The following is a 17,063-nucleotide window of genomic DNA, read 5'->3' on the forward strand; positions in this document are numbered from 1 at the left end:
ACGTCTGTCGCCTGGGCGTGGCCCCGGCGGATTAGAGTGCCTCAGGGCGGTCGCCGCTGAGATGCACCCCAAGGGGGTCGGACCAGCCCGTCGCAGGACCGCGGCGGGCCGCCTGAAGCGCCAGAGGTGCCGCCCCACGGGGCCGGACCCTGCCCCAGGGATGACGATTCAGACCCGGCGCGCGCAGTTGTGACCCCGCCCCACCTGCCCGCAAAAACGAACGGTTTTTATGCACGCATGCGCCGGGCGTTCCGGGCCGCCCGGCACGGGCCGCGCGGCGATGGGCGGGCCGATTCTTCTATGCACTTTTATGCGCCTTGGTTATGCAGTCTCGATCTTTCGTGATCGCGAGCAACCAGCTCTCCCGTGGCCGCTTAGGTGAGGCTGGAAATCAGGTGACAGCCGCAGGTGGCGCGGTGGCCGTGCCATGCGATCGGGATGCCGCCATCCGTCATCGACGAGTCACCTTCCTCGATGACGTTGGGCGATACATCGGGATGCTGCGGGCACGACACGCGATCGCCCTTGCGGGCGATGAAACGTCCGTCGAAGCGCATCGTCGTGGAGCCGGTTTCGATCTTGCCGCCGTGGTCAGTGTCGTCGCCGACACGAATCAGGTTCATCATGAATGGAATATGGGAAATACAGGCTAATGAAGTGAAAATTCGGCTCCCTCCGACAACTCGATCTTCCGGACACTACGGTGGTTCATTGTCCGTAATATTTGGAGAATCCATAAAATAGATCATCGTCTTGCGTTCTAATTAGTACAATTCGGCCATTTTTTTCCCACAGCCAAGAGCATCGACCGAGGTCGACGTCAGAGCAGGCTTGCATTTCGGGGCGTCCTTGACATCTATTGTCGTCAGGGGGGCAAGGTAATGCATTTTTTCCGTGATAAGGGTGCCATCCGCTCTTTAGCATGATTGTGCGTACCTTTTCATAAGAGGTTTCTATCTTGATTTTTGGAACCCCCGGAGGACTTACACTTGAATCGGCAAGCGCAGTTCCCACAATCAGAGAGAGGGCGATGCAGAGAAGCAGCTTAATAATGGATTGAATACGCATAATTAATTTCTTGTGCTCTCAATTTCGTTAAGTATGTCGCGCAATTTTTCCGTGGAACCGGCATTGTGCGAATTGGATGCGCCTTGATAATATGACATGCGCCCATCCGAAATTCTTCCATCTTGAATGGGCATATCCTTGGGAACGGAAATCGAGGCCCATTCTTGGGCCGCTGCATATTGCGCTCCGTCTACAGTTCCACCCCCGCTTTTTACAAAAAATGCCAATTTTCCACCTCCGGCCTTGCTGAAAAGAAAATCCTTGAAGAATCGCTCTTGCATTACAGCATCGTATTTCTCATCCCCCGTCAGTCCAAGCGCCGCCTTTCCAGATCTAAGAGTGGAAAGCGTCGTTTGATACTTTCCTGTTGCGAACATTCGTTTTGAGTCGGTACCAGAAAGTGGGTCTGTGGCAAGAATCTCATTGATCGTTTTGCCTGTGACGGTGCCAGCACCTGGGCTCATATAGGAATGGCCGACCTTTCCTCCAGGAACACCCTTCGTTCCCGAGTTGTAGGATTCGTATCCGCCTTCGCCACCGGAGATTATGTCTCCAATCCTCTTTATAAGTTCGTCCAATGCGCTACTGGTGCTGGCTTTGAAATTTCCGACAATTCCAATCGGATGGAGATGCCAAGGATTGGGCTCCTTCGGAAAGCCATCAATACTGGTGACCTGCTCCCACCACTGCAACTTCCCGATCCGCTCGATCTCGGTCTTCCACAGCCAAAGCAGCTTCTTCATTAGCGGCGACAGTGCTTCCCACTTACCCAGGCCGCCGCCCCATTCGCTTTCGCAGCGTACGACGAGGTGGGTGAGGGCTTCTGCCATCCATGGCGTTTCCTGCGCGTGCTTCAGCTCTTGTGCCGTCACCTTCCCGTCGTGGTTCGCGTCGATCGCCTTCTCGAGCTTCGCAATGAGCGGACTCGCGTTGACCGTGGCTGCGCTTGTCTCGAATCAATCGTGCGTTTTTATGCGCGGAGGTGCGCTTTCATGCACTGATATCGTTAGACGAGGCTCGAAATCAGGTGGCAGCCACACGTGGCCCGGTGACCATGCCGAGCGATCGGGATGCCGTCGTCCGTCATCGACGGGTCACCTTCTTCGATGACGTTGGGCGACACGTCAGGATGCTGCGGGCACGACACGCAATCCCCCTTGCGAGCGACATAACGGCCTTCGAAGTGCATTGTGCTTGAGCCAGTTTCGACCTTGCCGCCGTGGTCGGTGTCGTCACCGACGCGGATGAGATTCATCATTTCGTGGGCTCGCTAGCGGCGGGTTGCCGCGGAGCAGCACCAAGGCCGTTGGATCGCAGTCGGCTACTTCTTACCCAGCCTCGAACGGGGCTGGTTTTCTTGGAGTTCTGGTAAGTGACAGACGTGAATTCGTGATAGCGGGTGTATGCATCGACAGATTCACCAGTCAAAATAAAGACTCCTGGCATTTTGCACGAGTAATCCGGTGCTGAATAAAACTGGAGTCGACCGTTTCCAATGACTACCATCCCACTTTCAGAATGAGGTATATCGGTAGCAGGCTTCGAGGCACGCTTGTTGATGTCGTCGCAGTTCGATGCTGCTTTCGATTTATTGGGAATGCAATCCGAAATGAATTTTCGGTATTTTTCATCATCTACTTTTAGCATGTCTGGATGTTCGGGGTCTCGCGTTACATCCAGTACCTTCATTGAGTTTGTATCCAAATTCACCCAGCCGATAGACACTTGTTTATCAAGATTGTCGGGGCTATCTGTAGCGACGTGCAGTCTGACGCTATAAACTCCATCAGACACATCTTCAATGTCCGCCTGGATGTCTTTCTTGTTCATTGCAACATGCTCAAGCGGAGGCACAACTAACTCTCTTAATTCGCTTCTGCAGATTTCGGTTGAGGCGTGGGCGCCGCATGAAATTATCAGAAGGAGGGTGAGCGTTACAATTTTATCAACGATTCTCATGTCAGATCACTGAAATGAATTTACGATTCGAGGTGTTATGGATTCAAGTGTTTTCCGGTAAACCGCCTGTGCATTTGCGTCGGTTGAGAACCACCGCGCGTAATTTCCATTGTAGTGCACGATGTACTTGGCCTTGAATTCCATACCTACTCGCACTGATGAAACTACGACGAACACTTTCTTTCGATCCGTAACTTGCGCATTTCCACCTGCTCCGCTGAGGCCGGCACCTTCAAAGGCTGCCCATGTCCCAATCGGAGGTTCGCTGTAAAAATCGGAAGTCCATCCATAGTACGGTGCTGGACCATGTACTTCCATGCCGCCCGTTCCGCATCGACGATATTGGCTCGATTGGAAATGTCTCGTCTCCGTCCGATACATACGCTCAACGGTCTCGGCGATGGTGCGCCCATATTTGTCAAAGATATATTTTAGTGCGTCCTTAGCGTCTTCCTCGTTGAAGTTATTTTCGCCAGTGACAGGCTTCGCGATGAAATTTCCGACAATTCCAATCGAATGGAAATGCCAAGGGTTCGGTTCCTTCGGGAAGCCTTCCACGCCGGTGACTTGCTCCCACCACTGCAACTTCCCGATCCGCTCGATCTCGGTCTTCCACAGCCAAAGCAGCTTCTTCATCAGCGGCGACAGTGCTTCCCACTTACCGAGGCCGCCGCCCCATTCGCTTTCGCAGCGTACGACGAGGTGGGTGAGGGCTTCTGCCATCCATGGCGTTTCCTGCGCATGCTTCAGTTCTTGTGCCGTCACCTTCCCGTCGTGGTTCGCGTCGATCGCCTTCTCGAGCTTCGCAATGAGCGGACTCGCGTTGACCGTGGCTGCGCTTGTCTCGAATTCGGTTTTGTCTTCGTCGGCCAGAAACTGTTCAGCAACGTGGATGTAGCGCTTGAACATGTCGACCGGCATGATACTGCTGTTGTCGACCAATTCGAAGCCCGGCCAGTCCCACGGCCCGCACATCCGCACGAGCGGGTGGTCTTGCTCGCATACCCATCCATCGCGTGTTCCGCCGTCCTTGGTGCCGATCTTCACGTAATACCAACGGCGCCCTTTGTCGTCTTTCGCGATGCTCCCCGCGCCGTTCTTCTCCAGATCGACGCTCCGGAACACGTCACGGAAATCCGCTCCCGGCCCCTTTGCGTTCGAGCAGCTCAACGGGAAATCCTTCCAGCCGGGCACGATCGCGGTGGTGGTCGTGTTGGCAAGGCCGCCGTCGACCCAGACAGGCGTACCGGTGTCGTTGAATACCGGCTTTGCGTGGCGGTTGCCATGGACGGGTGCGGCTGTTTTCGGTTGTACCTTGACCCACTTGCCCTTTGAGTCGCCGGCGAGAGGTGCAAGCTTGACGCCGGGTTGCAGCTTCTGGTCCGGTTCCGGTAGATCGCTAACGAGTCGCGCACCCTGCGAAATTTCCAGAAACGCTTTGGACGCCGGCAACTGCTTTGCCCGTTCACGGCTCCTTTGGATGAATGCTTCGAGCTCAGGACCGGCGAACACTTCGAGATGCAGCAATGGCCGGGTCGGTTTCGGCGGCAGCAGCTTTGCGTCCGGGTAGCGCAGATAGTGGCCGAACTGGCCGATCACGTCGCCTGCCTTGACCGTATATGGGTCTTTCAGCACGACGACCGTGTCCAGCGGCTTCGGGTCGACGATCGGGTCCAGTTCCTTCTCGTAGACATACCCGTACGGCGCGTGTGGCGACACCGGCTGGCCGACGACTGCGCTGGCCGGCGTGCCAGACTTGATCGCCTTGATCTTTACCCAGCCTGGTTTCGCTTTTGTCTGGTCGTCGGTAGTGACGATCAATTCGGCCCCGCGCGGCAGGATGCCGATGATCTTCCCGTTCGGCAGATCGCGGATACGGAGGCCCGTGACGGGAGGTGGGAGCGGCGTCGTGTCTTTCGCATCTGCTACCGGCTCGGGCACCTTCTTGAAATCGCTTGCGATGAACTCCCCAAGCACATCGCGTGTGCTCGACAAGGGCACCTTCGGCCGCGGCATCTCCTGTGGATCCTTGGCCTTGTCGCCGACCCGATAGAAACGGTCGCCTTCCCAATATGGCATCGGCCCCATGTTTAGCTTCGCCGGATCGACTTGGGCGACTTTCGCCTGTTCCGCCGCCGACTTGTAGCTGTCGTAGTCCATCGTGTGCATGTACAGGCTGAAGAGCGTCAACACTTCGCCTGGTGCCGGCTTGTTCGTGTTCGCTGCCGGTGCCGCTCCCGGTGATGGCGTGGCCCCGGGCGTCGCGGTCGCCTTGGATGACGTCGCCGGTTGCGCAGCCGAATTCTTGGTCGGGTCCGGGTCCGGTTTCGGTTTCGGTTTCGGTGGCGGTGGTGCTGGCGGTAGTTGTAACCGATGCCGGATCAGCACAAAGCCCGTCGAATACAACGCGTGTCGGCCGTCTTGGTAGTCCTGTTCCGGATATTTGCTGTCGAGCCGGTACGCGACGACTTCGCCGTCGGCGACTGCGCGGATGCCGTCGCCTTGTTTCAGTTGCGCTCCCGTGTTCTGGTCGAAGTGGATGCCGCCGTGCCACATGCCGTTTGCGCCCAGTGGATAGAACCCATCTTCAGCGACCGCCAGCGCCTTCATGTAGGTCATGGGATTGGCCGGATCTTCCTTGCCGGACGGTGTGAACGGAAAGGCCCAGTTCAGCGGCGTGTACGGTGGCGTCGCGGGTGTGCTCGGCGCGGACGCTGGCTTGGCTGGCGCGGCAGACTTCGGGGAGAGGGGATTTTTGCTCATGTTTCTCGAAATCTCTCGTTTCTCGTTTTTTTTCTGCGTGGACGATGCCCGCCGCTGTGTCAGCCGGAGAAGAGCGAACCGCGCCCGCCATCGGTCGACACCGGCGTCGCCTGCAACGGATCGCGAATCGTCCCGCTCGCGCCGCTCGGCTTGTCCCAATTCCCGCACTTTTCCAGAATCTGCCCGGTCGTCACGTTCTCGATCAAACCACCCTTGATGCTGATGTACGAGCCGCCGGCGCCGATCCACACTTCTTTCGCAGCCGTCAGAATCAACCGCCCGTCCGCGCTTTCGATCTTCACGTCCTGCAGGCCCACAAGGGACGCCGGGCCGCTTTGCGCCTGAATGTCCACCGGCCCCTTCGCCGCAAAAATCTTGATGCCGAGGTTCTGCGCGAACAGGCTGACTTTGTCGAGCACACTGACCAACAACGACTTGCCGGCCGCGAGGTTGACGTTCTTGCCGGCAACGACGTTCGCGTGCTGGTTCGCCGTGACATGCACCGATTGCTGCGTCGACGCGGCGATGCCTTCCGGGCTCGACAGCAGCATCACGGGCTTCGAAAAGCCGTTCGCATTGCCTGTGCCACCGCCGGCCGTGCGGCCACCGCTGGTCGAACCCGCAACGGTGCGCTGCGTCGCGTCGTTGAACGACTTCAGTGCGGTCTGGCCGTCTTGCAGGCTTTCGGCCCGGTTCGTTTCGCTGGCTTTCGACACGGTTTCGAATACGGCTTCCGCGCCTGCGAGTGGCTCGGTTGCCGCCGTCACGTTCAGCGGCTGCCCGGTGGCCGGCTGTGTCGACACATATAGCCCCTGTTCGGCACGCACGGCACCGTGTGCGCCGGACTTCAGGTCGAAACCGCTGCCGAGGAACGCGCCGCGCGTGTTGTCGGATTGCTCGACCAGGTAACCCAAATGTAAGTGAGAGCTGTAGCTCGATGAGTAAAGGTGGACCCGGTTCTGACCGCTAGAGTCGTCCATCACGAGCTGGTTGAAGCCGTCGCCGCCGTATTCGCGGGACCGTAAACCGGACAGCAGGCCGTGCGTGTGCCATACCGGCATCGTCGCGCCCCCGTGCAGCCTCGAGATGATGACGGGTCGGTCACAGTCCCCATTTACGAAACCCAGGAGCACCTGATCGCCCTTGCGCAACGGGAAGTAGCCGCCGCGCTTCGCGCCGGCGTCAGGCATCGCCGCTCGAATCCACGGCGTCGACTTCGTATTGCGATCCTTTCGGCTGTCCGTTGTTCGGACCCGCACGCGGTTGCCGTCGTCCGTGTGGATTTCGTCGTCGCTGTCCGTCACGACCATCGCCGTTTGCAGGTGCATCTCGGGCTTCTCGTGCTCGAACGGGCTACGGAACGGCGTGCGGCGGCGCTGCGCCTCGATCTCGACCTGGAGAAATCCGACGCCGCCGTCGCGGTGACTGACCGCCGTACCGGCCCCGGCCGCCTGCGCCTGCTCGATCTCGCTGCGCAGGCTACGCGGAAATCGCGCGAGTGTGTCAAGGCCGGGCAGGTTGTTCTGAATCAGCCAGTCGCTCGCGATGATCGACAGCTCGCGGTCTTCGGCCAACAGCGTGTCGAGGATCGGGTGTCCCGTCACCTTGAACCAGTAGCCGGGCAACGCGTAGCGCGGACTGCCGACCGCGAAATAGCGCTTCGCCCGCGAAGCCCATTCCTCGGTGCGAATGTTGGCCTGTTGCTGTCCGATATCGGATACCGCCCACGTCTGCGAGCCGGTATAGAGGTAATCCTCGCCCTGTCCGGGCAGCTCATCCAGATTTGCGGCGGGTGTGCTGACCTGCTTATCGAGGTCCGGCCGCTTATAGTCGGCCGTGCCGAGCGTCAGCGTCGCGCTTTGCGCGTCCTGCTGCTCGCTCAATTGCGTCAGCCCGTCGAACTCCTCGTTCGAGCCCGCGTGGCTGAATTTCATTTCCGGCTGCGGCAGCGAAGGGCCGAAATACAGATCGTCCATGATGACGACCTTGTGCGATTTGCCGTCCGTCGCGAAATCGAAGCGCGGAAACACACCGACCTCTTCCAGGCTCCGGTGCACGAAATTCCAGTCGGTTTCCCACTGCATGCGGTGCGAATACGAGCGCATCGCCGCGCGCAGTTCCAGCCCATAGTTGCCGGAAGCCTGCGGATGCTTGTCGAATATGTCGGCGAGAATCTGCCAGCCGCTGGCTTCCTGCCAGTCGCGCCGGTCACTGCTGAGCTTGAGGAAGCTTAACCAGGAGGCGAACCGGAGCTGGAAATACGACACCGCCCCGTCACATCCCAGGCGGCGAACCTGCTGCACGTAGCCGTGGATCGGCAGATAGCCGCCGTCCGTCTGGCGAATCCAGAGCGTGACGGGTTGCAGCATCAGGGCGTTCAGCTTGATCTTGTCGCCGACGACCGATGACGCGTCGACGATCACCTCGAAGTTGCGCCCGAGCCGGGTGTTGATCTTGACGTACAGCGGCACGAGCCAGTCGTCGCCGAGCGGCGTGTCGAGTTTGACGATGCGATCGAACTGCGCGTAGCCGCCGCGCAGTACTTTCAGCAAGATTTCCCCGGCCACGTGGTCACCCCGTTTTGTGTAAAGCGAGTTCGACCGCTATCAACATTCCGAGGCCGAGACTGCGTGCGTCATATCAGAAAATGCGAAGGCCCGACTGCAGTATGGAGACCGAAAGCCGGGCCTTCGAATATCGGGGCGTCTGAGAGAAGAGGCACTGGAAAATCCCGTCCCGATGCTCAAAAGAGCATATCAAAGTCGGCCCGATTGATAGCGGAAAGGTGACGATTTTTGACGTTTGATGTCCGCCCGATATTAGACATTGTCTAATATGAGACGTAGATTGGAAGCAAAAAGGGCTTACGCGACTACATACTTATGAGTCTCCTAACCGGTGCGCGACGCAGCAACGTGCTCGCGATGAACTGGAACGACGTGAACTTGGAACGAGGCGAGTGGCGCATCCGGGAAACGAAGAATGGAACGCCGCAATCGGTGCCGCTTGTCCCGGATGCCATTGCGATCCTCGAAGCCCGGAAGAACTCGGCGGTGTGCGCGGATTCAGACTTTGTGTTTCCGGGAACGGGAGAATCGGGCCATCTGGTGGAGCCGAAGAAGGCGTGGAAGATAGTTCTCGACAAAGCCGGTATTGCCGATCTGCGGCTGCACGATCTTCGCCGCACGATGGGCTCGTGGCAGGCCGGGACCGGTGCGAATTTGTCGGTGATCGTAAATCACAAGTCGACACAGACGACGGCGATCTATGCGCGTCTCTGGATGGAGCCTGTTCGAAATTCGATGGAGACGGCCGCTAGTGCGATGTTGCAAGCTGCTGGTTTGGCTGCTACCGGTGACGCGGAGTCGGAGCGCGATGGAGAGTGATATGCCCGCGCTTTTCATCTTGCCTCGCTGCCTCGTCGAACGCTTGCCAGTCCATCATCGCTTGCACCGTCAACTCCGCGCATCGCTCGACTTGCTGGCCGTACCGCGCGAGGAAAGCAGCGGTACGGTCCTGGTCGGACCCGGTGACCTCCGAGTAGATCATGCTTTTTGCTTCTTCGGCGCTATGCATGTTCGCCCTCGGGCGGATGATCTTAACTAGCCAGATGAGGTTTCGATTGCCTCGTCAGGCCGGTGGCATGTAGTTTGGATGTCCCTCAGTTCGTTCTCCGCGCGCTGCCGCCCAAAAGAACTTGGCGTGGTGTTCGTAGACCCCTGCGCCATCCGAAGCAATATCAAACGCGGTAGCGTGTACCACGCTAAGTAACAGCCGAACAATCTCAGCAGTGTCGTTGTGGAAGACTTCAATTTCCTTGTCAGGGACATTTGCGCCATCCGCATCTGTCGGCTTCATCTTTGTCGGGCCTATTTGTCGATGCGCCAGTTGTTCGTGGCGCAGTGTCTTGACCCTCTGGAATACTGCGAAACCGTCACCGTTCTCTGAATACTTTTGAACCAGTTCGATGATTTTATCCCTCTTCGGTTCAAGAGCGCCTCTCATATCGATCGTTGATGAACCTCTGCTTTTGGCCCGGACGGCCACAAGATTGTCGAAGAATTCACCATTCTTCAGTTTGTCAGCAATGGCACTCATTCGAAGTGCCTGTTTGTTCGTATCCCAAATTCGCATGAGCGCCAAGAGCATCTCGCGTCGAAGTGCGTGTCGTACTATGTGAAATGTGTGGGTGGCATATGAATTTCCCATTCGCACCTGAAGTCCTTCATCGTATGCGGTTGGCTTCCAGCTCTCATGGAACATGACCGCCTGCATTACTTCATCTTCGGCGGCTTTCACCGCAACTTTCATCTGCGCAAGTTCTTCATCAAAGTCCATTGCGTGCGTCTCCATGTCGTTGCGCTTGATCTATTTGATCGTTGCTCGCGGGCTCGGTGTATTTCGCACACGGGGAATTACTTCCCCAGATACATCTTGACAACTATCTGACCCACAACGGCGAGTGCTGCGCCGACAATGGTGAAGATAAGCTTTTCTCCATACCGGTCAAGCAGTCCTTTCACCTCGTGTTTTTTCTGTAGAAATATGATCCTGTTCGTCTTCAGATAAAACATGGACCAAAACATCAGCATCAGTGGTGTCAGGACAAGCACGAACCGCGCAGGTGACCTTACCCCGCCGAGTACACCATTCGTAATTTAGTGGGTTCGCCGGTTTTCGGTTGATGCAGTTGCCGGGATTGGTCCGACGCCAGTTGCCCCAAGGCGCTATGCGGGCGCACTGAGTTGTAGTCAGTGCGCCAGGCTTCGATTCGCATGCGTGCATCGTCGAGACTGACGAACGCATGCTGGTTCAAACATTCTTCGCGCAGTCGGCCGTTGAAGCTTTCGATGTGCGCGTTTTCCACCGGCTTGCCTGGACGGATGAACTGCAGCTTGACGCCATGTTCGTGCGCCCAGGCATCGAGCGCCTTGCTGACAAACTCCGGCCCGTTATCCATCTGAATCAGGTTGGGACATCGTCCTCGTTGCCGCAACTGCTCGAGCACACGCGCCACGCGTACCCCCGTTAGCGAGAAGTCGACCTCGATGTGCGGACACTCGCGGTTCCACGCGTCGATGATCGTCAACATGCGTATGCGTCGACCATGCGCCAGCGCGTCAGCAACAAAGTCCATCGCCCAGCTTTCGTCTGCGCCGTTGGGCGTCGGCATGACTACGCGTAGATGACTCGGGCGTTTCTTGCGACGTTTCAGCCGAAGCGATAGGCCTTCTGCGCGGTACAGCCGTTCAGTACGCTTGTGGTTCTGGACCAGGCCCTCTCGGCGTAGCAAGACATGCAGGCGGGGCGAGCCAAACCGTGGCCGCTCCTGTGCCAGCTCGCGCAGCCGTTGCCGTACTTCATGGTCGGCGTCAGGCGGCGCCGGCCGCCGGTACGTTCGGCGATTCAGGCCAATGAGCGCGCACGCCCAGCGCTCCGAAAAGTCGTGCTGTTCAATCACCTGCCGCACAACTTCTCGACGCTGCGCGGGCGAACTCACTTTTTTCCGAGAACGTCCTTCAGGACCTGGATGTCCAGCGCCTGGTCGGCCACCAGCCGCTTGAGCCGCTGATTTTCTTCCTCTAGTTGCCGCAATCGTCGCGCTTCCGACACGTCCATGCCGCCGTAACGGCTACGCCAGTTATAAAACGTCGCATCCGATATGCCGTGTTTGCGGCACAGGTCTGCGACCTTCATGCCTGCGTCGGCTTCCTTCAGCACCCCGATAATCTGCTCTTCGCTGAACCGCGACTTCTTCATGACAAGGGTTCTCCTGCGGCCTTGCCACTAACTTTACAGTGGGATACTTCAGAGGGGAAAGGTCAATTGTCCGGGGCCCAGGTAGTGGCAATTCATGCGGTTTTGTTGTGCCGACGGACGATAAATCTAGTCGCGATCCAGACGATTCCCGATGCGACGGCGAAGGCGATAGTGAAGCTCAGGATTAACAGCAGGGTGACGAGGACGTCCTCGCCACCCTCGCTGCCGTAGATGCCGAGCAGTCTGAAAAGCGGTAGCAGCGCGTTCCATGTCGACTCGCTCCAGACCCAGCGAGCGAGTATGTCGATTCGCGCCAGGCCGAGGCAAATCGGCACGGTCAGGGCGGCAGCAATCGCGAGACGGATTAGCAGTTTCATCGCACGTCTACGGTTCCGTAGTACTTGATGGTAGTTCCCGGAATCACTTGAGTCGGCTGAGACAAGAGAAACGAGCGTAGTCGATCGAATTGAGCGGGCGACGTCAGCGTGATACAGCCCATCGCTAATGCCCCCGCGTCCGATTGGATGTAGCCTGAAGTTACCCGCGCTTCACGCCATTGATGTACGTTCAGTCGTCAATGGCGCTGTCGTTCCGATAGAGCGAAAACCACGTGGAACGATTGCTGTTCGACCAAGCGTCTTTGACTGAATCGTACAGCCACCCGAGGTGGCCGCCGCTTTCCCGGTTGACGATGAAATAGCGGCCGGCTGGAAGAGGCCCCTGTCCGGCGACCGAGGTTGCCCGAGGGTTGTTGACGTATGCCGATTCGCCGGAGAACGCGGCGGCGCTGCCGAATCCAGTGCATGTCAGCGTAGACAGGCGTTGATTGTTCAAGGTGTAGAGACACGTCGCCGGCATAGGTTTTCCGCGAGAGTCAAATGTCGGAAAACTGTAGCAAAGCACTGGTGAATTCGCCAGCTGTCGGAACGACTATGGCCGCGCCGTGAATCCATTTTGCGGAACAGGCGGAATTTTGCGGAATATAAATGAGAAAGGGTCTCCATCGGAGACCCTTTCTGCATATGGTGGCGAATCAGGGATTCGAACCCCGGACCTGCGGATTATGATTCCGTCGCTCTAACCGACTGAGCTAATTCGCCAAGAGAAAGCGATTATGGGGAAGCTTCGCGAACGTGTCAAGCGCTTATCCCCAATTTCTTTAAAAAGGCGGGGCCGCCAGGCCGGTCTCGCGCGCCAGGCGGCCTCTGCGCGTCAATCCTGCGCGTAGATATTCGTATCCTTGGTCTCCTTGACGAACAGCAGGCCGATCACGAAGGTCGCCAGCGCGATCACGATCGGATACCAGAGCCCCGAGTAGATGTCGCCCTTCGCCGCCACGATCGCGAACGCGGTCGCCGGCAGGAAGCCGCCGAACCAGCCGTTGCCGATGTGGTACGGCAGAGACATCGACGTGTAGCGGATCCGCGTCGGGAACATCTCGACCAGCATCGCGGCGATCGGTCCGTACACCATCGTCACATAGATCACGAGAATGGTCAGAATCACGATCGTCATCGGCCAGTTGAGGCGGGCCGGGTCGGCCTTGGCCGGATAGCCCGCGTCCTTCAGCGTTGCCGCGAGCGTTTTGTCGAAGACCTTGGCCTGGTCCTTCGCGTCGGCCGCCTTGCCGTCGTAGGTCGGGATGACGGCGTCGCCGACCTTGATCTGCGCGGGCGTGCCTGCCGGCGCGGCGACGTTCTCGTAGTTCAGGCCCGCCTTCGCGAGCGCACTTTTCGCGATGTCGCAGGAATCCGTGAACTTCGCGGTGCCGACCGGATTGAACTGGAACGAACACTCGGCCGGATCGGCGATCACCGTGATCGGCGACTGCTGCGTGGCCGTCTCCAGCGCCGGATTCGCATAGTGCGTCAGCGCCTTGAACAGCGGAAAGTAGGTCAGCGCGGCGATCAGGCAACCCGCGAGGATGATCGGCTTGCGGCCGATCTTGTCCGACAGCGAGCCGAAGAATACGAAGAACGGCGTACCGATCAGCAGCGCGGCCGCGATCAGGATGTTCGCGCTCGTGCCGTCGACTTTCAGCGTCTGCGTGAGGAAGAACAGCGCATAGAACTGGCCGGTGTACCAGACCACCGCCTGGCCCGCCGTCAGCCCGACCAGCGCCAGGATCACGATCTTCAGATTCTTCCATTGGCCGAACGCTTCCGTGAGCGGCGCCTTCGACGTCTTGCCTTCGGCCTTGATGCGCAGGAACACCGGCGATTCGTTCAGTTGCAGACGGATCCAGACCGACACGGCAAGCAGCAGGATCGACGCGACGAACGGCACGCGCCAGCCCCATGCGCCGAAGGCTTCCTCACCGATCGAGGTGCGCACGCCGAGAATCACGAGCAGCGACAGGAACAGGCCGAGCGTCGCGGTGGTCTGGATCCACGACGTGTAGAAGCCCCTGCGGTGCGCGGGCGCGTGTTCGGCCACGTAGGTGGCGGCGCCGCCGTACTCGCCGCCGAGCGCGAGGCCCTGCAGCAACCGCATCGCGATGAAGATGACCGGCGCCGCGATGCCGATCGACGCATAGCCGGGCAGGAAGCCGACCACGAAGGTCGAGACGCCCATGATCACGATCGTGATCAGGAACGTGTGCTTGCGGCCGACCATGTCGCCGAGGCGGCCGAACACGATCGCGCCGAACGGCCGGACCGCGAAGCCCGCCGCGAAGCCCAGCAGCGTGAAGATGAATGCGGCGGTCGGATTGACGCCGGAGAAGAAGCTCTTGCTGATATAGGCCGCGAGCGAGCCGGCCAGATAAAAGTCGTACCACTCGAACACCGTGCCGAGCGACGACGCGAAGATCACCCGCTTCTCGTCGCGCGTCATCGGTGCGTGCGAAATGTCCCCGCCTACCGTTGCCATGAATTGTCTCCAATTTTGATATACGTGTGCGGTCCGCCTGCTCGGGCGGCTCCCGCATCGATTATTGGCGGGGAAACTTACGGCGTACTGACTCGAAATATCAAAATTGCGGAGCGCTAAAATTCGTCATCGCCAGACATGTACTAATCATCATAGGCGAATTGATTGTAAATGTCGGTCAAATGATCGGCTTGATTCGACTGGCCGGGGCGGGAGTCAGGGTTATTCCGGGGCCGGATTCCGTAGCGCGAGGCCGACGCGGACGAGCGTCCCCGCGAGACGCGGCGATGCCTGATAGACGTGGTCGTCGAGCGTCAGCGTGCCACCGTGCTGCGCGACGATCTCGCGCACGATCGCGAGACCGAGCCCGCTGCCGTCGCCTTCGCAGCCGAGGATCCGGTAGAAGCGCTCGACGACCCGCTCGCGTTCGTGCACGGGGATTCCCGGCCCGGTGTCCTCGACTTCCACGTGGACGACGCCCGCCGGCCGCTCGGCCCGCACGCGCACCGTGATGCGGCCGCCGTCCGGCGTATAGCGGATCGCATTGTCGATCAGGTTGCCGAGCATTTCGCGCAGCATCACCGGGTGGCCGTCGACGTCGAGCCGCTCATCGTCGTCCGGGCCCTCGTAGCCGAGATCCATCCGTTTCGCGAGCGCGGCCTGCACCCAGTCGCGGACGGCGAGCCGCGCAAGCGTCGCGATTTCGACGGGTTCGAGCGTGAGCCCGCTCGCGCGGTTCTCGGCGCGGGCGAGCGCCAGCAGTTGGGTGACGAGCCGCGCCGCCTGCTCGGAACTGGTCGCGATCTGCTCGAGCGAGCGCGCGACCTCCGGCGGCACGTCGTGCCGCAGCGCGAACTCCGCCTGCGTGCGCAGCCCGGCGAGCGGGGTCTTCATCTGGTGCGCGGCGTCGGCGATGAAGCGCTTCTGCAGCGCCATGCTCTGTTCGAGGCGGGCCAGCAGATCGTTGAACGATGTAACGAGCGGTTCGATTTCCGGCGGCGCGCGCTGTGCCTCGACGGGAGACAGGTCGTCGGGGCGCCGGCCGCGCAGATGCGCCTGCAGCGCGGTCAGCGGCGCGAGGCCGCGCGACAGCCCGAACCAAACCAGCAGAATCGCCAGCGGCAGGATCACGAACTGCGGCAGGATCACGCCCTTGATGATGTCGTTCGCGAGGGCGTTGCGCTTGTCGAGCGTCTCGCCGACCTGCACGAGTACCGGCTGCGCGCCGCGCGCCTGCGGGAGCGCGACCGTCGTGTAGGCGACGCGGATGTCGTTGCCGCGCAGCAGATCGTCGCGGAACACGACGACGCCGGGCGGCGGGCGATCCTCGTCGCGCGGCAGCGGCATGTCGGCTTCGCCCGACACCAGTTCGCCGCGCGCGCCGAGCACCTGATAGTAGACGCTGTCGACGTTGTCGGTGCGCAGCAGGTCGAGCGTCGCGCGCGGCAGCGTCAGTTCGGCGACGCCGTTGACAGGGGCGATCTGGCGCGCCAGCACGTACGCGTTGGTTTCGAGCGCCCGATCGAACGGGCCGTTCGCGATCGTCTTTGCGACGAGGTAAGTGACCGCGATGCTCATCGGCCACAGCAGCAGCAGGGGCGCGAGCATCCAGTCGAGGATTTCGCCGAACAGCGAGCGCGGGCGCGTGCCTTCGGCGGCGTCGGCCTCGTCGGGCGGGGCGAAGGGATTCTCGTAGCGGGCGTCGCGTGCGGCGTCCGCCGCGTCGGTCTGAGGCGGTGCGGCGCGGGCGGAATGGGCCGGGGTGGCCATCGGGCGCCCGCGCGTCAGCGCAGCGACGGACTGACGGCGCTCGGGGCCGCCGACGCGGCGGGGCCGTCTGCCGGGGCGACTTTCTCGAGGCAGTAGCCGAGGCCGCGCACGGTGGCGATGCGCACCCCGCTCGGCTCGATCTTCTTGCGCAGCCGGTGCACGTAGACTTCGATCGCGTTGTTGCTGACTTCCTCGCCCCATTCGCACAGATGGTCGACCAGCTGCTCCTTCGAGACGAGCCGGCCGATCCGCTGCAGCAGCACTTCGAGCAGGCCGAGCTCGCGCGCGGACAGGTCGAGGACGTGCTCGTTCGCATACGCGATGCGCCCGACCTGATCGTAGGCGAGCGAGCCGTGCCGGACGACGGTCGGGCCGCCGCCCGCGCCGCGCCGCGTCAGCGCGCGCACGCGGGCCTCGAGTTCGTTCAGCGCGAACGGTTTGGCCATGTAGTCGTCCGCGCCGAGATCGAGACCTTTCACGCGTTCGTCGACGCTGTCGGCGGCCGTCAGGATCAGCACGGGCAGGTTCGAATTGCGGGCCCGCAACCGGCGCAGCACTTCGAGACCGGACATCCGGGGCAGGCCGAGATCGAGGATCAGCAGGTCGAATGCCTGCATCGACAGCGCGGTATCGGCTTCGACGCCGGTCTTCACGTGATCGACGGCATAGCCCGATTGGCGGAGTGACCGGGTCAGGCCGTCCGCGAGTATGCTGTCATCTTCGGCAATGAGAATTCGCATGATGCGCAACCGATGGCCGGCAACGCGGCGTGGGGGCCGGCGCGGCTGTCTCCGAAATGATCTGGATTACGCGTGCTCGCATCGCGTGCTTGCATAAACCACTGTTTTTTTATACAGTGTCTGCATTCGTGC

General features: G+C 60.1%; 12 protein-coding genes, 1 tRNA gene and 2 pseudogenes. 1 reads left to right on the top strand and 14 read right to left on the bottom strand.

Annotated elements, in window-relative coordinates; genetic code table 11:
- Positions 1-374 precede the first annotated feature (374 nt).
- The 6 genes and pseudogenes from RZR99_RS24645 to RZR99_RS24670 all read right to left on the bottom strand — a co-directional run bounded on the left by RZR99_RS24645 (position 375) and on the right by RZR99_RS24670 (position 8,357).
- Complete coding sequence (locus RZR99_RS24645; RefSeq protein ID WP_323122392.1) at positions 375-626, bottom strand: PAAR domain-containing protein; 252 nt, start codon at positions 624-626, stop codon at positions 375-377.
- Positions 627-1,070: 444 nt separating this feature from the next.
- Positions 1,071-2,024 (bottom strand): annotated as a pseudogene (locus RZR99_RS24650) (lytic transglycosylase domain-containing protein); the annotation flags it as partial.
- A gap of 50 nt (positions 2,025-2,074) precedes the next feature.
- A complete protein-coding gene (locus RZR99_RS24655; protein ID WP_323122393.1) occupies positions 2,075-2,326 on the bottom strand; it encodes a PAAR domain-containing protein in 252 nt (83 codons plus the stop codon).
- Positions 2,323-2,898: a hypothetical protein gene (locus RZR99_RS24660; protein WP_323122394.1), complete on the bottom strand. Its 576-nt coding sequence runs from the start codon at positions 2,896-2,898 to the stop codon at positions 2,323-2,325. Before RZR99_RS24660 ends, RZR99_RS24655 begins: the two co-directional genes overlap by 4 nt.
- Positions 2,899-3,033: 135 nt before the next feature.
- Positions 3,034-5,790 (bottom strand): hypothetical protein, encoded by a 2,757-nt coding sequence (locus RZR99_RS24665; RefSeq protein ID WP_323122395.1) that lies wholly within the window; start codon positions 5,788-5,790, stop codon positions 3,034-3,036.
- 59 nt (positions 5,791-5,849) lie between these two features.
- Entirely contained in the window at positions 5,850-8,357 is a 2,508-nt protein-coding gene (locus tag RZR99_RS24670; protein ID WP_323122396.1) for a type VI secretion system Vgr family protein, read from the bottom strand.
- A 309-nt stretch (positions 8,358-8,666) separates the two neighbouring features.
- Between RZR99_RS24670 and RZR99_RS24675 the strand changes: the two genes are divergently transcribed.
- Positions 8,667-9,176, top strand: a complete 510-nt coding sequence (locus tag RZR99_RS24675) for a site-specific integrase (protein WP_323122443.1) — start codon at positions 8,667-8,669, stop codon at positions 9,174-9,176.
- 244 nt (positions 9,177-9,420) lie between these two features.
- Here RZR99_RS24675 and RZR99_RS24680 read toward each other — a convergent pair whose 3' ends face one another.
- The 8 genes and pseudogenes from RZR99_RS24680 to RZR99_RS24715 form a co-directional block, all read right to left on the bottom strand.
- Complete coding sequence (locus RZR99_RS24680; RefSeq protein WP_323122397.1) at positions 9,421-10,128, bottom strand: AbiU2 domain-containing protein; 708 nt, start codon at positions 10,126-10,128, stop codon at positions 9,421-9,423.
- A gap of 292 nt (positions 10,129-10,420) precedes the next feature.
- Positions 10,421-11,550 (bottom strand): IS3 family transposase gene (locus RZR99_RS24685; RefSeq protein WP_407655497.1). Its coding sequence is split into 2 segments (ribosomal slippage): positions 10,421-11,301 and positions 11,301-11,550, totalling 1,131 coding nucleotides; the frame shifts between segments, so codons are not numbered across the junction.
- A gap of 92 nt (positions 11,551-11,642) precedes the next feature.
- Positions 11,643-11,927 (bottom strand): hypothetical protein, encoded by a 285-nt coding sequence (locus RZR99_RS24690; protein WP_323122398.1) that lies wholly within the window; start codon positions 11,925-11,927, stop codon positions 11,643-11,645.
- Positions 11,924-12,408, bottom strand: a pseudogene (locus RZR99_RS24695) (DUF2778 domain-containing protein). Before RZR99_RS24695 ends, RZR99_RS24690 begins: the two are co-directional and overlap by 4 nt.
- A 165-nt stretch (positions 12,409-12,573) precedes the next feature.
- A tRNA-Met gene (locus RZR99_RS24700) sits at positions 12,574-12,650 on the bottom strand.
- A 112-nt stretch (positions 12,651-12,762) separates the two neighbouring features.
- A complete protein-coding gene (locus RZR99_RS24705; protein WP_323122399.1) occupies positions 12,763-14,421 on the bottom strand; it encodes an MFS transporter in 1,659 nt (552 codons plus the stop codon).
- A 222-nt stretch (positions 14,422-14,643) separates the two neighbouring features.
- Positions 14,644-16,191: a sensor histidine kinase gene (locus RZR99_RS24710; RefSeq protein ID WP_323122400.1), complete on the bottom strand. Its 1,548-nt coding sequence runs from the start codon at positions 16,189-16,191 to the stop codon at positions 14,644-14,646.
- A gap of 14 nt (positions 16,192-16,205) precedes the next feature.
- Positions 16,206-16,931: a response regulator transcription factor gene (locus tag RZR99_RS24715; RefSeq protein WP_323122401.1), complete on the bottom strand. Its 726-nt coding sequence runs from the start codon at positions 16,929-16,931 to the stop codon at positions 16,206-16,208.
- Positions 16,932-17,063 lie beyond the last annotated feature (132 nt).

Source organism: Burkholderia alba, from assembly GCF_034721475.1.
GTDB classification, from domain to species: Bacteria; Pseudomonadota; Gammaproteobacteria; order Burkholderiales; family Burkholderiaceae; genus Burkholderia; species Burkholderia alba.

Bases quoted from the DNA above. Each gene is read 5' to 3' on its own strand.
- RZR99_RS24665 (WP_323122395.1), bottom strand. From the start codon at position 5,790: ATGAGCAAAAATCCCCTCTCCCCGAAGTCTGCCGCGCCAGCCAAGCCA.
- RZR99_RS24680 (WP_323122397.1), bottom strand. From the start codon at position 10,128: ATGGACTTTGATGAAGAACTTGCGCAGATGAAAGTTGCGGTGAAAGCC.
- RZR99_RS24645 (WP_323122392.1), bottom strand. From the start codon at position 626: ATGATGAACCTGATTCGTGTCGGCGACGACACTGACCACGGCGGCAAG.
- RZR99_RS24655 (WP_323122393.1), bottom strand. From the start codon at position 2,326: ATGATGAATCTCATCCGCGTCGGTGACGACACCGACCACGGCGGCAAG.
- RZR99_RS24715 (WP_323122401.1), bottom strand. From the start codon at position 16,931: ATGCGAATTCTCATTGCCGAAGATGACAGCATACTCGCGGACGGCCTG.
- RZR99_RS24690 (WP_323122398.1), bottom strand. From the start codon at position 11,927: ATGAAACTGCTAATCCGTCTCGCGATTGCTGCCGCCCTGACCGTGCCG.
- RZR99_RS24705 (WP_323122399.1), bottom strand. From the start codon at position 14,421: ATGGCAACGGTAGGCGGGGACATTTCGCACGCACCGATGACGCGCGAC.
- RZR99_RS24710 (WP_323122400.1), bottom strand. From the start codon at position 16,191: ATGGCCACCCCGGCCCATTCCGCCCGCGCCGCACCGCCTCAGACCGAC.
- RZR99_RS24660 (WP_323122394.1), bottom strand. From the start codon at position 2,898: ATGAACAAGAAAGACATCCAGGCGGACATTGAAGATGTGTCTGATGGA.